This window comes from Paenibacillus agaridevorans (genome assembly GCF_003112455.1).
Lineage (GTDB): Bacteria > Bacillota > Bacilli > Paenibacillales > Paenibacillaceae > Pristimantibacillus > Pristimantibacillus agaridevorans.
This window is the reverse complement of the sequence record NZ_BDQX01000087.1, coordinates 1-18616: the sequence shown is the minus strand read 5'-3', so window position 1 is coordinate 18616 and position 18616 is coordinate 1. Positions and strand designations below refer to the sequence as shown.

The window sequence follows — 18616 nt, the reverse complement described above, 5'->3', positions numbered from 1 at the left end:
GCGATGAAAAAAGTGGAGCGGATCAATATCATCATGCGGTATATCAACAACCGCGCTTCCTTTACCATTTCCGAAATCATGCGGGAATTTAACATCTCGCGCTCGACGGCCATTCGGGACATCAGGGAAATCGAGGCCATGGGGATGCCGCTTGTCGCCGAAGTGGGCAGGGACGGGGGTTATTTCGTCATGAACAATTCGGTCCTGCCGACCGTTCGTTTTACCGATAACGAGATCAAAGCGCTGTTTATCGCCTTTATGGCGACAAGGAATCAGCAGCTCCCTTACCTCAAGAGCCGTCAGTCCTTGGCGGAGAAGTTATTGGGACTCATTTCGCAGAATCAGCAGGACGATCTTGTGCTGTTAAATCAGATCCTGCTGTTCGAAGGGACCAACCCGAATAATCCGGATCTGCTCGAGATGTCGGACCTGCCCCATCCCATTCTGGAGAAGCTGATCGGCATCCTTCTTGCGGACAACTACTTGTGGATCACTCTCCGGGAAGGCAACGACACGAAGTCGTATCCCGTCTATCTCTTGCACTTATATCGCGAAAAAAGCCTCTGGCTGATCGAGGGCTTCGACTTGGCGGAAGAAAAGAGAGTCGTCTTTTCCGTCGATCATCTCATCGATGTAGAACTCTATCCCGTGAGTAAGCGGCTTAGCCGGAAAAAGATGCGGGAGAAGCTAAGCCAGCGGGAGGAAGCCATCAATCTTGTTCTGGAGCTCGGCCCCAAGGCGATTGCCCAGTTCAAAAAATACCATCCGCTAACGGTGTCCCTGTCCTATACCGATCCCTTCCAGACGAGAGCCATATTAAAAACTTCCGTTAACGTTAACGATTCGGAGGCGTTGGCCGACGTCGCCAACTGGCTGCTTTTTCTGGGCAAGGATATCAAGATAAGGGAGCTGCCCAAGGAAATGGCGGAAGGGCTGCGAGAACGATTGGCCCAGTACGACTTATAAGGGACAAGGAATAAGGGATAATATTCCCTGCAAACACGAAATAAACGCAGCCGAGGCTGCGTTTATTTGTTATACAGAAAATGATGCAACTCTAAGACTTGTGGACGGCCCAGTAACAGGGGAGCTTCACATGCCCTCTATACAAGTTTAAAAATCTAACAGACAACAGCGACGCTATTTGCCCGTTTATTGGCCGCTCCCCAATCTAAAGGACAGGAACGACGCTATTTGGTCGATATGGAGCCGCATGGCGCTCTGATGATGCATATAAGGTCGTCTGTGTCCGTTAGATTTTATAAAACCTAAAAAATCGAAGAATAGTACCATTTATGTCCGTTAGGCGGTCTGAGGGCAGCCCCTTCGTATCAGACGAGACTTCTCATGGGAGTAACGATCGACAACAACGGTGAAGCCATTAAATATTTGTAGACTGCGTTGGGTAAGTGCGATATGCAATAACATACTCCGATTGCAAACTGTCCAACGATAGCTCATAGCGATTATCGCCGATCGCGCCAACTATGCCTGCTTCGCAGGTCGGTTCAATTACACTTGTCAGTCGCAGCACCGCCGGACGGTTTCCAGTACGAATTCGCAGCGATGTCTCATCCATGAATATCGCAACTGCGTCATCTTCGGCAGTCGGAACGGTGCCTTCAATCCATGACAACCCGCCAAGCGTTGGTTCGATGAGCACTTTAGCATATCCGGCATCAAGCGGACGCACGCCCATAAAATATTTGCCCAGCAAATAAATCGGACCGGCTCCCCAGGCATGACACAAGCTTTTGGCAAATGGACGGCCGGATGACTCGTATTGCGCCGCGCCTTCCAACTCCGGATCGTACTTCTCCCAGAACGTAGTCGCGCCCAGATCGAGCATGCCTCCCCAATAGCTTTTCATCTCGGACAACACATAAGCTTGTTCGCCCACCTCGCACAAAGCAGCAAGCTCAAAGAAACGCATATATGGCGTTACAATGCTTGGCACCGCATCATTTTTCAGTACATGCCTCGCTACCAATTGTCGCTGCTTCTCATCCAGCATATCCAGCAATATGGCGAACATATTGGAATACCGGGTCATGCCGCCTTGCAGCACGCCATTCACCCGGTTATGGAGCAGCCCCCCGTGTTCTTCATCCCAGAACGTCTCAAACAACTGCTTTTTCAGCGATGACGCTTCCCTGGATAACTCTTGTGCTCGCACTTCGTCTTCAAGTAATGCGGCCAATTGTGCGGAAACTTCCAGACTACGGCAGTACAGAACCTGCTGAAAACTCAATTCGCCCTGTTTGTCCATATCCGCCCAGTCGACAAATACCCAGTCCCCCGGTTGACCCTCAACCATCCCGTTGACATTCGCCCTTCTCCGGCAAAAATCGAGTAGTCCCAGCAGCTTTTTGTACATACTGCGGACAAATTCCAAATCTCCCGTATACCAGTAATGATCATAAAGCGCAATAATCCAGAAAAAAGAATAGTCCAGAATCGTATTCAAATGAGTGTCGAGCGGATCCTTGCCACGGAGAGCTATTGTAGTCCGCCGATTGACTGCTTCGTCGAAAAAGGAATAATAGTTGATCAAATAGCTTTGATACGCATCGCCCGACCATACCCAGCGATCCCGCTTAATGCCATCAAGAAAAAATTCCCGTGTCGTCAAATGCAATGTATAAACGGAAATATTCCATATTTCATTGATGCTTTCATTCGAACAGCGGAATTGCCCTCGGTATTGTACGGGCAAATATTCATATAGAAGCGAGACATCTCGCACCTCGATCCCCACGTCAGCCACTATGCGCACATAGCGCAATGCCCGGGATGCATGGTGCGTGTATTCCAGCGGAGCATCAGCCGCAACTTCGATGCAATCCAGCGTCTCGCAATGCGCCTCGGACAACGCTTCCTCTCGCGACTCGCCATAATACAGCATCACTTTGCCGGGACCAGTCAAACCATGCAGTTGAATATAGCCAAAGGTTTCCTTTCCAAAGTCAATAAGCCGCGAACCATCCGGCAACTGCTCCTCGCTCATATAGCTCTGCTTGATCGTAGCAAGGCGATAAGCAGACGGCGGTTCTGTCGCCTTATTGAAATGCCACGAGCCGGGAGAAACCCACTGCCAATTCGTATGCGAGACGTTCCAGTGGGGACCGCTCGCTACCGAGCTGCCCTGTACAAATAAAGCCGGCAATCCCGCTTCATTAACGACCGATATAATCAAGTTGTGCTCGCCCGCCGGCAGTACGATGCGTCCGCTTGCCGACGGCACCATCAAGCCGTCGATCATAACATTGTAACGCCCTTCTGCCGCAATGCTTATTTCCTCTGACTCTGCTATCGTGTAAATATGCTGGAACTTCAAAGAGACATAAGGCGAATCCAAGCGGTAAAATGGCGGGTAAATGCTCCCCCGCTCCTCCCGGCGCAGGCATACTTCGCGGTGCAGCCAAATTTCAAAATCGCCGGGATACCAAATCCAGGTTGCGGTCTGTTTCTCCGTCGTCAACAATGCTAACGCTCCTTTGCTAATAAGCCCGCATCGGGGGCGCGAGCCGCCGCTTTGCGGGCCAAATGTTTTATTATTATTGATACACGGCCGCATCATCGAGGTAAATTGGCACCTCTTGGGGCAACCCGTTAATAATGATAATGAGCTGTGTTTTTCCGACCGACATATTATTGAATGTCTCCGGAATCATCAAGGCAAACTGCGCAGATGACCATTCCCCGGGCAAGCCGCTTATCTGCTCAGCCTGCGAACGAGTTGATTTTACAGGCGCTCCCTCACTCGTATTCATGTTGATGCCTAATTGGATCGTCCCGGTAGCCGTCATCTCTTCGGGAATCTTGTAGAACACCTTTATAGCTGCCGCACCCGGTTCAAAATTGAAATATTGATTTGGTATTTTCTGTACGGCCGTTCCTTGGATCTTTACACCTGCATTGCCTGAATGCGCATAAACAGAATCTGTCATGTGTTCCATCGTTGCCGCGCCGTTCGTAACGAACAAGGTCCAAGGGGGAACCAATGTGCCTGCGCCATTTTCAAACGATGCATTGTCATTCACCGGTTCAGCGCCAGCTAACATTTTCAGCATTAATCGCGCATACTCCGTTCCTTCTGAAGTAACCGATTCGTTAGCCAACGCCTCTACCTTAGCTAAGTTTGGTCCACCTGGCACTTCATGCTGGCTAATATTATCCATCAGCTCCCAGAAAGTATCGGCTGTAATCGTGAACGTATCGTTGGCACTTCTCTTTTGAAACACTTCAAAATCGTCCAAATATAAATCCGTTCCTTCTGTAAATCCATTGATCAGAATAACCGCCTGAATTTGCGTGACCTGCTTACCGCCAATCATCGCTGGAATTTCCTCCAGCAGCTCAATTGAAGCCCATGAGCCTGCCGTCTTTTTAATCGACTTCACTTCAGATTGAATAACCGTGAGATTAGCGCCTTGCGCATCTTTCACATTAAACAATAACTGGACTGTGCCGTCATGTTCCGCTCCGACAGGCGTGTAATAGTAAGCGCGCGACCCTACCAGCCCCGGCTTGATCTTCACATATTGAGCCGGGCCTCCCCGATTCAATTTATCCACAACAAGACTATGATTTCCAGTATGGGCGACTCCCTCGGCCTTTTTGATTGTTCCGGTCGAGCTAACCCACAGTTCCCATGGAGCTGCAATCGCCGAGTTATCCTCAAATGATGAATTTTTCGTTAAAGACCACTCGCCGAACAGGGTTTCTTCCAACAATTGTGCAAAGCTGCGAATGATAGATGAATCCTCACCATTTGCCAATAACCTTATTTTTTGCGTCACCGCCCCGCCATTACTTTCATGCTCGCGCACGTATTCAACTAGATTCCAGAAGTCGTATTTGTTCCATCCGGACCAATCCAGTCGTATGGAAGTCGGATTCGTTAATAAAGGATCATTTTTATGCTCTTCTAACAATCTCAGACGCTCCTGTGCATACGTGAGCTTCTCCTCAATTGTATTCGCGATAAATTCAAGGAGTTCTAACGCATCCTCCTCCGTCGTTAGCGGACCATTTTGTTTGGGATAACTAAGTGCAGAAGCTTCGTAATATTCGAATGCCCGTAGAAGCAGCGATGCCCGCGCTTTCTGTTTATCCGTTACAGCTTTTGCTACCGCTGACTCCAGTAATACTCTGCTTTCCGATATCATTTCTACAGTTACTGCATTCAGGTAGGAAGCATCGTTGAACGTTAAGTACGTCAAATCTTTACCTAGTTCAAACCATTCCGTTTCCTTGATTTTGGATGTCCAAAAGTTTTCCCATAATGCATAATAGGCTGCCACATCAGGAGCTGCCGCCGGTCCTACTGCCCGCTCATACCATTCCTGCAGCAACGCGTCCTCATCTTGATCCGGATTCCAAAGCAGCTTTGCCGCCAGCCATGCCTTTGGACCGTCACCTGCATTGCCATACATTTCAGCATAATGGGCTTTAACACCATTCGCTTTGGCATAACGATAATTATCAGCTATGACACTCGGATACACGCGTGGCACTGCATACAATGTGCCATACATATAATCGTACCAGCCCATTTGACTGGTCACCTTGCCCCATTTCTCTGCCAAATCATGCTCTACAGCCCTAATATCGGGATCGATCCACGCCAGTCGGTCCTTTGTTACGAAAGGAACCACGCGCGGATTCAACGCAAACGTCGGCGGATCGTTAACCTCATCATAAGCGAGCAATCCAAACCATTTGTCGGCATATTTATTGTTATTTGCTGTGAGTACGTTCTCTACGACTTCATTGACCCAGCTATAGTACAGCTCAGAATGATCAATACGGCCTACTGAGTTGATTTTGTTCGGATACTGCGGATGATTCACATTAGATTCGCAATAATTACTGGAATCATTGACTCCAAGAGAGAACGAAGTCGCCTGAGGATTAGCATCAAAATACTCAATAATCCCGCTAACTGCCGCATCTACGCTGCCCTCTGCGCTGAAACACGGCTGCCATCCCTTATTCCCCGGCGCCGGCGGTGAATTGTTCGGATAAAAATCGGGGCGCGTCGTCCCATACTTCTCTACAGGAAATAACGTGTACAAATTATGATGGAACTCAATCGGCATATTGTACTTTCCCTGCAGGCGATTTCGTTGCGCCCACTGATTTTGCAGCTGAAGGGGATGCTGAAGTTCGGGCTTCTCGACTAGCGGACTGATGACACGGTGAATCGATGCAGGCTTCTCAATCACGTCGACTGCTTCGACGGACAGCGCGGTATGCTGCGGGACATCCTCGCCGTCTATCCCAGGAATTAGCCAACGTACGCCGACATATCTTTCCAGAAACTCGTACACGCCATTCATTGTTCCGTATACAGTCGATCCGGCAATCACAATGTTATTGCCATGCGGATGAATGACAAATCCGTCTCCATCCAGATCTTGCAACAAGCTATCCAGATGGGAATCAGCCTGGCTGTGATTTGTGCCAATATGGATTTGAACTGGCGTCTCGATAGCTGGCAACTGATCCGCCGTCAGTACAGGCAAGACTGCACCTGTCGATTTTTGCACATATTCGGCCAACGTGTTGGCTGCCGCCTCCACACGCTCATCTTCATCCGCAGCGATGATAATGGAGGCATTCTTCTGGCCGTTCTTAACGATCGTTAAAGCCGGTTTCTCCGGCGGATTCCCGCCGCCCGGCTCCTCCGTCCCTGGTACGGACGGGTTGACGGAATTATCCTCCGGCTTGGGCTTTGGAGCTTCCGGTTCTGGCGTTTCCGGCTTGCCATTCTCTCCATTTCCTGCCCCGATTCGTCCCAAATACATATTTACACTCGTCATATACTCATAGGCCAGTCTGGCTACTGCCTGACGGTCGGAACTGTTCTTGGGCTCAAAGCGCAGCGACTGGTCGGCATTGGCAATCCCGCGTACAAATCCGATATAGGACGCCAAGTCAACGGAAGGTTTGGCCCATGCAGCTATTTGATCCGCATCCGTCCATTTCATCCCCCAATCCCGCTCATTCGCCTTCTCAGCCAAATCGAAAGCCCGTATAAAAAATACAACCATTTGCTCGCGGGTTACTAGAGCATCCGGGGAAAATCTCGTTGCTGAAGTTCCCCGCACGATACCCGCCTCCACCAATGCTCCGACATAGCCGCGATACCAGCTGCGCTCCGTAATATCATTAAAATGCGCCGCTTGTTGCGGCTGCTCTGGCAGTCCGAGCAAGGTCGATAATATTTTTGCAAATTCCGCACGCGTAATAGCCTTACCGGGCTTAAAAGTTCCGTCCGTGTAACCGGCAATGACTCCAGCATTCACTAGGGCTTCAATTTCTTTTTTTGCATAGGATGAATCAATATCATTGAAAGGCTTCACTGCTGCGTATGCTTTTTCAAAACGGATAATGCTATCTAACCCCAGCAATGAAAACACCAGCATGAAAATTAGCAGCTTTGCCCACATGCTTCGTGACTTTCTGTCTCCAATAAGCATAATGATCGTATCCTCCTAAGTCGTTATTTAGTTAATAGAGGTTATTATAGCGAGATCGTCCTTTTCTCTTCCCGTGACCGATCCGCGGCAAACCCGATGAGGTGGCCGTATATCGATTGTTCCAGCGACGTGGAAGACAGCGATGGCGTTCCGCCGCGCAGGACGTTTACAAAATCGGCTACAAGCCGCAAATCTCCGCCACCATGCATATCCATCGATACATTTAGCTCCACCTTGCGCTCATAATACTCATGACCTTGGCGCGGATCGGGATGTCTGACGGTGAACCAGCCATCCTCCATCACGCCTTGAATTTCGCCTTTTTCGCCAATGATATGGATGCTGCGGCACGGCTTTGCAGTCGCTCCGTTCAGATTGTGCGTCGCCGTGCTTCCATCCTCAAATTCCACGATCACCGACTGATGATCGACGACATCGTTGTCGCAACGCCATACACAACGTCCATAAGGATTGTCTGTCCGCAACGACTCCAGGACTTGCTCAGGCGTTTGATTTACTCCGAGATGCTCATTATAAGAAACGTAAGGAACCCATAATCCTTGCTCAACATAGTGTTTTTTGGCCGAATACATACATGTGGACTCGATTTGGCAATCTAGGAGACAACGCGTTCCTGATCCTTCCGGCGCCCGTTCCGGCCGGAATTGCAACAGACTGCCTACACTCGCAACAGTCGCCGGCCTGACTCCGCTCTTCATCCAGGTAATCAAATCTAGATCATGACAGCATTTGGCCATCAGCATAGAGGAACCGCCTGTCTGCTTGCTGTTCCACTTTCCGCGCACATAGGCCATAGCCATATGATGATAACTGACATTTTCTTCAGTATGGATGTGAATGATCTTGCCGACTTCACCTTCTGCAATCAGCTTGCGAATCGCGGCATAATAAGGCGCATAGCGCAGTACATGACATACCATCACGTGGCGGTTGTAACGCTTGGCTGCCGCTTCCAGCTCCAACACTTCCGACTCAGATGCGCCAATCGGCTTCTCTAGCAAAATATGATAGCCTGCCGCCAGCAACGGCAAACAAGTCGCTACATGCACATTGTCCATCGTTCCATTGATTGCTGCATCCGCTATTTGAGGTCCTTCCACTAGCTCATCTACTGATTCAAAGCACATTTCTGCAGCAAGTTGATATTTATCCGCCACCAACTGTCTGCGTTCTGCATCCGGATCTACAACAGCAACAATTTGCAGTTCCTCCGGGTGTTCATCCGCATAGGATGCGTATACGAGACTGCGATGCCCCGCCCCAACTATAACAGCAGTCATCGGCCGATCTGCCGGAATGAATTTGCTTTCTATCTGTTCCATACTCTAGTTAAACTTCCTTTCCATATTTTTTAGAGCAGCTAACCTTTAACCCCGCCCAAAGTAGCTCCTTCCATAATCCAGCGTTGGAAAAAGACAAACATGAAGACGGACGGAATCATCGCAATTAATACGCCCGCAAACAGTGTCACCCAATCCGAAGTGTACTGCATCAGTTGATTGGCTTGATACATAGCAACGCCAATCGTATATTTTTTTTGATCGCTCAAATAAATGAACGGCGCCAGAAAATTGTTATACAGACCAAGAAACTTGAAAATCGCAACCGTTACAATCCCCGGTGTAGCCAGCGGCGCAATAATCCGCAAAAAAACTTGAAAGATCGAGGCTCCATCCATATAAGCGCTTTCTTCCAGCTCTTTCGGCAATGACTGCATAAAGCCGCCTAGCAGCAGCAGAAAGAATACACTTTCACCGAAGCTATCTAAAATGATCAATCCGGTAAGACTATTCGTCAGCTGCAAATCCCGCATCAGCACAAATTGCGGAATAAGGGCGTTAATCCCCGGCAAGAACAACGAGAGCATAATGATGCCCCAAATCAGTTTCCTGCCCTTAAACTCAATACGTGTTAATGCATAGGCATTCAGCGTAGTCAAGAAAGTACCAATAATCAAACTTAAGCCTACGTAGTACAAAGTGTTCAATAGCGATTTGCCGATGCCGTACTTCACCCAGGCCGTCTTATAGTTGCTCCATTGGAGCGTCTCAGGCAGCGACCATACATTTTGAAAAAACTGTTGATTTGTTTTCAGAGATTGGTAAAAAACCCAGACTAACGGGTATAACACCGATAATGCACCTGCAACGAGCATCACAATCCAAAGCACGTCGGCTAAAGAACGCTTTTCAGTCACAATCGTTCATCCTTTCAACAATCAATACTCCACAGTTTGGCTCGTTATATATTTATCCGTAATCAGTTTTGCAATAACGAGGACGATAAACAAAAACATTCCAACCGCGGAAGCATATCCGTAATTATGGTATTCCGCTCCAAAAGCCAGATTGAACATGTATAGCCCGATAACATCAGTTGAACCTGCCGGACCGCCATTTGTCAAAATCAGCACATGCTCGAATCCTTTCAAGGAACCGAGTACCAGGAACAAAGCGCCTACACGAACAATCGGCATGATCAGCGGTATGGTGATCTTCACCAACCGGGTCATCGGCGTTGCTCCCTCGAGAATAGCGGACTCGTAAAGTGACTTTGGAATAGTAACCATTGCATTCATAAAAATAATGACGTAGAAGCCTACCCCCGCCCATACATAGGGGGGAATAATGGCCCAAAGCGCCGTCTTGATTTCTCCCAGCCAATAGTATTCTCCAATATTAATGCCAACAAGGCGAAGCATGGAATTAAGCAGACCAAAGCTGCCATCGTAAATGAATGCCCATAGTAAAGCTACAACAACACTGGAGAGCACATTCGGAAAGAAAAATATGACTTTGTAAAAAGGAGTTCCCTTATAATTTTTGTTCGTCAGTATATAAGCAAGCAACAATGAAATCAGAATAACGAAAGCGGGTACGAAAAACATGTAGATCAGATTATGAAATAATGCGCGCCACACATATTTATCTTGAAAAAGAGTGACATAATTTTGAAATCCGACAAAGACAGGATCAGATATGCCGTTCCAGTTCAATAACGAATAATAAGCGGACATCAAGTTGGGATACAGGGTAAAGAGCAGATAACCGCCAAACGCAGGGGTGATCGCAAACAATAAAAATATCCACTTTTGAGTCTGCTTACTGCGCAGCCAGCCTTCACGTTCAGGAATGGCATTACGGGTCAACTGTTTCATATTGTTCAAAACGTGAGACTCCTTTCATGTGCAAATAGAGAGGAGGAAGAAAACTTCCTCCGCTATTTACGCTGCGAACATGATGTTTACTTCTGCTCTGCAGCAATGGCTTTGTCGATTAACTTCTGTGCTTCTTCCAAGATTGGAAGCGGGTCCTGCTTGCCGGAAGCAATTTGGCTCGTCGCTTCATTGATCATCTTCAGCGCTTGCGCATAAGAAGGATCACCAAGGGTCGTATTTCTGAAACCGCTCTCCATTTTCACATTATTGTTTTTGATGTACTCGGCAACTGCCTTTGACGCTTCCTGGATTTTGTCCGCACGAGCCGGATCATCTGCAAAATCTTTACGGACGGACAATTGCCCGCCTTTATCGGCAATGACCGTCTGAACATCCAAATTCCACAGCCACACATTGAATTCTTTGGCCCACTGCTTGTTCAATTCCGGCTTGGCTGACCAAATGAAAAAGCCATTGCTGATTGAGCCGCGAATATACTTGGTGCTTTCAGGCTCATCTCCCATCGGCACCGCCATAAAGCCCCATGTGAAATCTGCGGGCGTCGAATCCTTCATCTCGTTTTGCACCCATGCGCCAGTGGAAACCATCGCCGCTTTTCCTTGCAGCACCTGCATTTGCGATTGCGTGTGGTTCAATGCGGCTAATCCATCAGGAAAGAAGCCTTTCTGCCCCAATTCATAAACTCGTTTCCACACTTCTACTGCTTCGGGTGAGCTGTATTCATTACGAAATTCACGAAAGTCAGCCTCGAAGGCATCTGTTCTACCATTTATATCCGCAAGCTCAAACCACTTCCAGACTCCGAATGCATGGTTAATATAATCAGGAACAAGTCCTGGTGTAGAAATTGGGATAATGCCTGCCGCTTTAATGGCCTCGCCAAGCTCTACAAACTCAGCCCATGTTTTCGGATTTTGATTCCAGCCATTTTCCTCAAACAGTTTTTTGTTGAAGAAAAGTCCCGTTGTCGTTCCGGCGTTTGGCAGCGCATAGGTTTTGCCAAGTATTCTTGGCGCCCCTTCAAATTCGCCGTCAATTGCCAGTTCTTTAATCGTTTTGCCGTTGCCGTCATAAGCTTTACGATCCCACAGGTCCTCCTGCGACTCGATCTTACCGCTTTCAGCAAGCGGAATTTGTGCAGCACTGCCACCCGGAAGTACTGCTGAGAACAAATCGAACATATCGTCATCGTTATTAGCGGCAATTTTCGTAGCGGTCAGATCGCCGATTTTCGGTGAATACGTCACCTCAAAACTAACATTCGGGAATTTCTCTTTAAAGGTATCCATTGCATAATCGAACCATTCCCGCCCCATGCCGGCTTCAAAAAATCCGACCTTCAGCACGACCTTCTCGTCTTTTGGCAAACCATTTTCTTCGTAAACAGCGCTTTCCGCAGGAGCGTTAGTGCTGCTCGGGGTATTGGTTTGACTCCCTTGGCCGCTGGTCGGCTCCCCGCCATTATTGCTGTTGCTGCTGCAGCCGATCAGCGCCATCGAAAAAGTCAGGCAGACGGCAAGTACAAATAATACTTTCTTTTTTGTGAACAATGTGAACCCTCCTTCAATATGATTAATCAGACTTGCGATACGATATCCCGCAAAACAAAAGGGGGAGTCGATCTCGCTGCCTAAAAGTAACACAGCCCGTCGCTCCCCGTATAGATTCATTATTATCACTGCATATACAATATTTGAAGAGGCTGCAAACCCGCTATTTGCCTGTGTTTTTGAAGCTTTATATCATGTCCTTTCGATAATTTCCCGGTGTGCTGCCCATCACTTTTTTGAATACGCGAATAAAGCTCAATGCATGCGTGTATCCGACTTTAACGGCCACTTCATGGATTGGCGCATCCGTTTCTTTTAACAATTGTTTGGCTTTGCCGATTCGTATTTCTGCAACATAATCATTAAACTTTTCTCCAAATTCCTCCTTAAATAATCGACTAATATAGCTTGCCGTTACATTGAATTCGCCGCTCAGTTGCGTAAGCGACAGATCCGGGTTGTCATAGTGTTCATTAATATACTTTTTAATCTGATGGATTAATTGATGGTGATTGCGATTCTCTCGGACTTCTCTCATCTGCTCGAATGCATCCTTCAATACATGTTCAACATCACGGTAGATTTCATCGATTGTCTCTTTGTCAGCAAGCACAAGCTTCAGTTCACCCTGCACCTCTTCGTTCCAAAAATCATGGAACTCCTTCGGAAGCTCCATGACTTCCTTGTGCAAATTATTAATGAAATAGCTGGTTAGACTAATGAGATCATCCCGCGAAAAGAGCTCCATGCTCAGGGCATTGTAAAGCTCCTGAAATTGCTGCTCCCAAGCGTTATTGCCGGTCCGAAACAACTGGCAAATTTCGCGGATATGCTGCATGGGCCGAAATACTTCCCCTTGCGGCAAAGCAGCTATATCATCCGGACCGATAATCCGATTAGCGCCGAGCGAAAGCTTGTACGTAAGGGCCTCTACCGCATCCCAGTAGGATGAGGAAATTTGCGCAAGCGATACTTTGCTGCTCCCAAGACCGATCGTCACGGTAAATACTAAATTTCGAGCCACCCATTCCTGCAGCTTATGGCATAAAGAAATCAGGTCATTAGCCGCTTCTTTTTGGTCCTTGGATGACATACCTATTACGGCCATACGCTGTTGATCGATCCACTCGGCCCATGTATTCATCGACTCATTGTCCGATATTTCCTGACAGACCATACTTAGCGCATATTTCAACAAGTGTTGGTCCCGCCGGCTGTAGCTTTTTTCGAACACCGAATAATGGTCGATCTCAATCAACATCATCGTAACGGACTGAAAGCTCGACTCCATCCCCAGTTTCCTAAGCTCACCCAACCAGTGCTCCTCAGGCATAGCGGCGCCCTCTTCCAACATTGCCCGAAAAATATGGCGTTTGCGATAAATCAAATTTTCTTTATTTTCTTCATAGAGCTGGCTTGATTCGTCCAACAAGGATTCAATCGTCCGTTCAATAAGTTTCATCTCATCCTCTTTATCAGCCATTTGCAAGGTTTTGCTTTTATACTTGGAATATTCCGCAATCCGATTTATAACCGTCAAGATAGGCTTGTAATTGCGACGAGTAACGTAAATAAGCCATACGCAACCGAGAACAATAACAACACAACCAAATGTAATCCAGAGATAAAATAGCGAGGACACCCAATCCATCATGCTGGCACGATAAATGCCGCTGCGCACCGTCCAGCCTGTGTAATCTGATTGGATACTGGACAGAAGCTTGCCTTTTTCAGAATGAGAAGACGTCATTTGATCCTGCTGTTTGGAAACAATCACTTTGTTTTCGCCATTTACCAGCTCAGCAAAATAAAAAGGAGAATCAGAAGTTTGTTCAACTAACTCGGCTAAACGATCCGTGCTGACATTAACGACAAATAGACTTCTATCCGATAAATTGGCAATCTTAACAAGACTGATGACCTCAACTTGTTCCCCTTCTATTTCTTCCGTGTACCGCCGTTTATCCACCCAATAATGAGGTTTCAAGCTTGTTACATTCCGGCCTATAAATTCCTTGTCGCCAAACTGCTCAATTCCTGTCAACACCGTCGGTGTAACGACCGTTTGTCCAGTAACACGATACAAATATAGCGACTCGATGAAACGATTATTGTTCATTATCTCTTGTAGCGCCGCAGCCGATTGATAATCAATAAAACGATTGCTGCCAGCGTCGGCTTCATTAAAAAAAGCTTTTATCCGACTATTGCTTGAAATTTCGTGCATCATCATACGATCAATGTTAAGCAGCGCATCATCAATTGTTTTTAACGTATGCTGTGTGATCATATCGTTGGCCCGAACTGCCGATTTTTGCGACATCTCGCTTAAAACAAGATAAGTTATAAAAAGCAAGCTCAAGCTAACTACGAACAGTACCGGGAAGTAAGATAACAACAATCGATTAAACCAATTTTTTCGCATATGTTTCCCCCCGTTATCGCCTTTCCCCTGCAAGCCGCTTCCGAGCCAAACGAATTTTCTCTTCAAATTGTTGAAAAATTTCATTTCCTTTATAATTCTTCATTACATCCTGCCGATATTCCGGCCAGCGCTCCCCCGATTTATCCGAAAACATCATCTTTACTTGCCATTCATTCTGCTTGGCACGCATCGCTTCAACGCTTACTCCAAGAGGCGGCGTCAACGTCGTGCCTAACTTTTCGTAAACCGGCATAGTTGTAATAGCTTTTAAAACGCGTTCATCTCGTTCAGTCATCCGCGGATCGCTCACCTGAAGCCCCAGTACCTCTGGCGCGTAAGGCGTAAAGAAGCTCCACTTCTTCAGCAGTTCTTTCTCTCCGTCCTCCAAAGCCTCAGGATGTAAAATGACCGTATTGCCATCAAGCGTATAGTGCTTTCCTTCCAATCCGTAATGGGTCAGCAGAAAGCCTTCCTTACCTGCCAACCAATCCAATATGCTTGCAGATAACATGAGCTTTTCTGGTGCCGCTCCCGCTGTAACATTGGAAAATACAAAAGGATATTCCGGCGATGGCTCAATACGCAGCGGCTGCTGCCCAAAAGGATTAAATGGAATCCAATCTGCTTCATTATTTAATTTGCGGCTTCTCGCCTGCAAACTGTCGAGATTGGAATCGAGCGCAAAATCCGCCGTTTCTCCCAATACAACGCCCGCCTTGCCTCGTACGGCTTTGTCCACATGTTGATTCCCTTTATTAAGAAACCAGTTCGGGTCGACAATTCCCTCATCCATTACACGCAAAATATCATCCACCACTTGACCAACCCGCAAATCCATCTGCATATCAACCAACTGATCTTCAGCGAAATATGCGGGGTACAGCAAGCCGCGCTTTATAAATTCGGGCCAATCCAATGAAAGGTTTGAACCATTGCCCGAAGTTGTAAAGCCATAGGTGTCATTTTTCCCATTGTTATCCGGATCGTCATTTGTAAACGCCCGAAGTACTTCCAAATATTCTTCATAGTTTTGCGGGACATCCATCCCAAGACGAGTCAGCCAATCTCTACGAATATAATAAGAACGATAAGACTTGCGATCAAAAGGGATTGGCGCGCGAGCAAACTGATTGTTCGTCTGATACTCCCGCAGTTCTTGCTCGTCGATCCAATATTGAAAATAATTAGGCATTGTCTCCGGCGTAACGTAATACGTCATGTCAGCAAGTACATTATCCATCGTGTACTTCACGCCTCCGTCAGCATTAATATTGAGCCACATATCCGGAGGATCATTCGCTGCCAGAAGCGATGCAATCGTCTCATCGTACGCTTGACCTGGCTGTATGGCCGTCAACCGCAACCGAACATTAAATTTCTTCTCAATGGCGGTCATTATAAAATCTTGCCGATCCGGCTCCTCTGCCCCTGCCGTACCATTAATCATAAAATGCAATGTTACTTGATCGTCTGCTAATTGAGCATCGGCATCCTGTCGTGACCCGGCAGGCCAGCCCCGAATAAGTCCAAAGGCAGTCATTCCCGCAAGCAGCAAGCCAATAGCCGCAAACGCCCCCGCGCGCCATCCGTTCATCCTAGTTCCCCCTTGAGCACAAGTCGTAATCGTTCCTTTATCCGTTCTCGGGCCAGTTCACTCGAATCAAGAATACGCTTTCATGACTACATTCTAAATGAAGATTAGAATATCTATTCCGGCTTTCTTAAAAAATACGCGCCCCCCCGACATATCCCGATACACAGGAAAAGAAGAGAGCGCGTAATTTGCAACAACTATTAAATTGGTTGTAGTATAGCGAAATTCGATATCTCTGTAAACGACGAACACAACCCTGGACGTACCAGTAAATCTTCGCTCGCACTCTAGAGTTTTACCACCATAGGCTCCTTCTACTTCATAACTACATTGCAATTGTATGATGAAATCTTATCATCTAGTTTATTTTATTGTCAATTGCTTCATATCTGCTTCAAATGTGTTTGAAAGCATCGCTAGCATTTGTTTTTTTACTGTGATATGTTATATAAAAAGTAGATATGCAGTAATGTTTGAAAGAGGAGACGGTATGGAAGACAGACCAAGCCGCAAAGAATTTAAAACTCGTTTAGAGCTAATGGTGCGCGAGCTTCGTAAAGATATTCTGAGCGGCAAATACTTGCCGGGAACGGCACTTCCCTCAGAGGTTGTTCTGGTTGAACAATATGCGCTAAGCAACAACTCAGTTCGCAAAGGACTGGACATGCTCGTTCAAGAAGGGCTTATTATTAAGAAACATCGGGTCGGCAGCATCGTTGCCAATCCTCAGCAATCTAAAATCGCCATCACGCTAGGCTGCAGTCCGTCCATCGAGCGCGATATCTCGTTATCCCGCATACTAGAGATGTTCCACAAGGCGCATCCATCCATTCAAGTCAATGCCGTCACGATTACGGGCCCGGATTCTTTCGACTATTTGAAAACTGCTCAAACCTATCTCGAGCACGGCATAATCGATGTGATGACCATTAACAATATCAACTTCCAGGAAATCATGGAACATGAATGCACGCACTTGTTTGAACCTTTAGTTCCGCAAACCAATATGTATCCTTTTCTTAACGAAACCTTCAGTTACGACGGGCAACTTCTTGTTCAACCACTTGCCTTCTCGCCTACAGTGTTGGCATTCAATAAATCGCATTTCCGAGAAGCCGGCCTATTGGAGCCAGATAGTAGCTGGACATGGGATTATTTGATCAGAATGACGAAGAAACTCACTTCAGAAGATCGCCACGCCCTATTTTTCCATGTTCTCTCAGAAAACCGATGGCCGGTCTTCTTGCTGCAAAGCGGGATTTCAATGGCGGATAGCGCAATAGGTAAAACAGCGTTCATCAACCCGAAGCTGCTTGACAGCATTCAGCTTATGCGACAACTTATTAATGATCGCGACGTGTTTGCGCACTACTTGTCCAATCATAGCAACGATGCCGAAAATTTGATGAGACAGGGAAAAATATCGATGACCGTTCAAAACTATTTCAGCATGAATGAGTTCAAAAATACTGATATAGAATATGACATCTCGCCTCTACCTTTTATACATACGCCAACTACATTAACGCACATAATCGGAATGGGCGTTAACCGTAAATCTGCTGTAAAGGACGCTGCGAAAATATTAGTTCGCTATTTCGCATCCGAACAAGCCCAACAAGCGATTCGTGATCATACGCTCAGCATACCCGGGATAAAACCGATTGCTGAGACAGCTCCCTCTTTCAACAGCGGACTGAATCGCCCGGCAAGCTATTCCCTATACAAAGAAATCATTCCGACATTCCGCACCCATCGCGATCTCGGGTTAACCGTTCGCGGTTTTAAAAAGATGGGAGAAATATTAAAACTGTTTTTGTCAGGGATGATGGATACGCCTGTGCTCTGCCGCATGATGGAAGAAGAATTGCAAAGTGACTTAATAAGCAGAAGGATAGAATAAGAGGAACAGCGAAAGATGAAAATATGGGGAGCGGAGGGGATTTTCTTATGAATGATGCGTTAATGAAGATATTGATGGCTTCCTTCATCGGGAAGATAAACGTACGCTAGTAGGCATTCCGGTGAGCCAAGAGGAGATTGTCAAAGCCAGCAGCGGCTGAAAGTAAACTTTCACGAGGACTACGTACACTTTATCAAAACGTTTGGAGAAGTTTTACAAACCAGTTATGTTATTTCCATGGATGGGTCCGGCGATCCGATCATCATCGATCAGGCTGGAAAGGTTTCCATTTGTTATCATGATACCGGGGAAATCAAGTTATTAGCGGATTCCCTTGAGGAGCTGATCGAGGAGCAAGTTGTTCTTATTGATGAAATATCTGGCGGAAACATGGGAGCATTCAAGGACGGAGTGTACGTTGAACCGCTTGAGCTGGAGAAGCTCATGCTGGCGGGCGA

The 18616-nt window shown here is 47.0% G+C and carries 10 protein-coding genes and 1 pseudogene; 3 read left to right on the top strand and 8 right to left on the bottom strand.

Translation table 11 applies throughout. From position 1 onward, the window contains the following. Window positions 1-3: 3 nt before the first annotated feature. The gene (locus PAT3040_RS09210; RefSeq protein ID WP_108992383.1) at window positions 4-966 is read left to right on the top strand and encodes a helix-turn-helix transcriptional regulator; all 963 of its coding nucleotides are present in this window, start codon (window positions 4-6) and stop codon (window positions 964-966) included. Window positions 967-1381: 415 nt separating this feature from the next. Here PAT3040_RS09210 and PAT3040_RS09205 read toward each other — a convergent pair whose 3' ends face one another. The 8 genes from PAT3040_RS09205 to PAT3040_RS09170 all read right to left on the bottom strand — a co-directional run bounded on the left by PAT3040_RS09205 (window position 1382) and on the right by PAT3040_RS09170 (window position 16255). Beyond that, window positions 1382-3481, bottom strand: coding sequence for an alpha-L-rhamnosidase-related protein (locus PAT3040_RS09205; protein WP_181376521.1), 2100 nt, complete (start codon window positions 3479-3481; stop codon window positions 1382-1384). A 76-nt stretch (window positions 3482-3557) separates the two neighbouring features. Then, the gene (locus tag PAT3040_RS09200) at window positions 3558-7487 is read right to left on the bottom strand and encodes a DUF4838 domain-containing protein (RefSeq protein ID WP_108992381.1); all 3930 of its coding nucleotides are present in this window, start codon (window positions 7485-7487) and stop codon (window positions 3558-3560) included. A gap of 44 nt (window positions 7488-7531) precedes the next feature. Beyond that, on the bottom strand, window positions 7532-8830 hold the full coding sequence (locus PAT3040_RS09195; RefSeq protein ID WP_108992380.1) for a Gfo/Idh/MocA family protein: 1299 nt from the start codon (window positions 8828-8830) through the stop codon (window positions 7532-7534). Window positions 8831-8868: 38 nt separating this feature from the next. Continuing rightward, on the bottom strand, window positions 8869-9705 hold the full coding sequence (locus PAT3040_RS09190; RefSeq protein WP_108992379.1) for a carbohydrate ABC transporter permease: 837 nt from the start codon (window positions 9703-9705) through the stop codon (window positions 8869-8871). A 21-nt stretch (window positions 9706-9726) separates the two neighbouring features. Further along, the gene (locus tag PAT3040_RS09185) at window positions 9727-10665 is read right to left on the bottom strand and encodes a carbohydrate ABC transporter permease (protein ID WP_108992391.1); all 939 of its coding nucleotides are present in this window, start codon (window positions 10663-10665) and stop codon (window positions 9727-9729) included. A gap of 86 nt (window positions 10666-10751) precedes the next feature. Beyond that, complete coding sequence (locus PAT3040_RS09180) at window positions 10752-12236, bottom strand: ABC transporter substrate-binding protein (protein WP_258234908.1); 1485 nt, start codon at window positions 12234-12236, stop codon at window positions 10752-10754. A gap of 187 nt (window positions 12237-12423) precedes the next feature. Continuing rightward, a complete protein-coding gene (locus PAT3040_RS09175) occupies window positions 12424-14661 on the bottom strand; it encodes a helix-turn-helix domain-containing protein (protein WP_181376520.1) in 2238 nt (745 codons plus the stop codon). 13 nt (window positions 14662-14674) lie between these two features. Next, window positions 14675-16255, bottom strand: a complete 1581-nt coding sequence (locus PAT3040_RS09170; protein WP_108992377.1) for a type 2 periplasmic-binding domain-containing protein — start codon at window positions 16253-16255, stop codon at window positions 14675-14677. Window positions 16256-16745: 490 nt separating this feature from the next. On the opposite strand from PAT3040_RS09170, the gene PAT3040_RS09165 reads away from it, so the two are divergent. Both PAT3040_RS09165 and PAT3040_RS09155 read left to right on the top strand, forming a co-directional pair. Then, entirely contained in the window at window positions 16746-18158 is a 1413-nt protein-coding gene (locus PAT3040_RS09165; protein ID WP_181376519.1) for an extracellular solute-binding protein, read from the top strand. Between the two features lie 354 nt (window positions 18159-18512). Beyond that, window positions 18513-18616 (top strand): annotated as a pseudogene (locus tag PAT3040_RS09155) (phosphoribosylaminoimidazolesuccinocarboxamide synthase); the annotation flags it as partial.

What these genes read in the sequence shown, in the direction of transcription:
- PAT3040_RS09170 (WP_108992377.1), bottom strand. Translation starts at nt 16,255, where the DNA reads ATGAACGGATGGCGCGCGGGGGCGTTTGCGGCTATTGGCTTGCTGCTT.
- PAT3040_RS09185 (WP_108992391.1), bottom strand. Translation starts at nt 10,665, where the DNA reads ATGAAACAGTTGACCCGTAATGCCATTCCTGAACGTGAAGGCTGGCTG.
- PAT3040_RS09200 (WP_108992381.1), bottom strand. Translation starts at nt 7,487, where the DNA reads ATGCTTATTGGAGACAGAAAGTCACGAAGCATGTGGGCAAAGCTGCTA.
- PAT3040_RS09165 (WP_181376519.1), top strand. Translation starts at nt 16,746, where the DNA reads ATGGAAGACAGACCAAGCCGCAAAGAATTTAAAACTCGTTTAGAGCTA.
- PAT3040_RS09195 (WP_108992380.1), bottom strand. Translation starts at nt 8,830, where the DNA reads ATGGAACAGATAGAAAGCAAATTCATTCCGGCAGATCGGCCGATGACT.
- PAT3040_RS09210 (WP_108992383.1), top strand. Translation starts at nt 4, where the DNA reads ATGAAAAAAGTGGAGCGGATCAATATCATCATGCGGTATATCAACAAC.
- PAT3040_RS09175 (WP_181376520.1), bottom strand. Translation starts at nt 14,661, where the DNA reads ATGCGAAAAAATTGGTTTAATCGATTGTTGTTATCTTACTTCCCGGTA.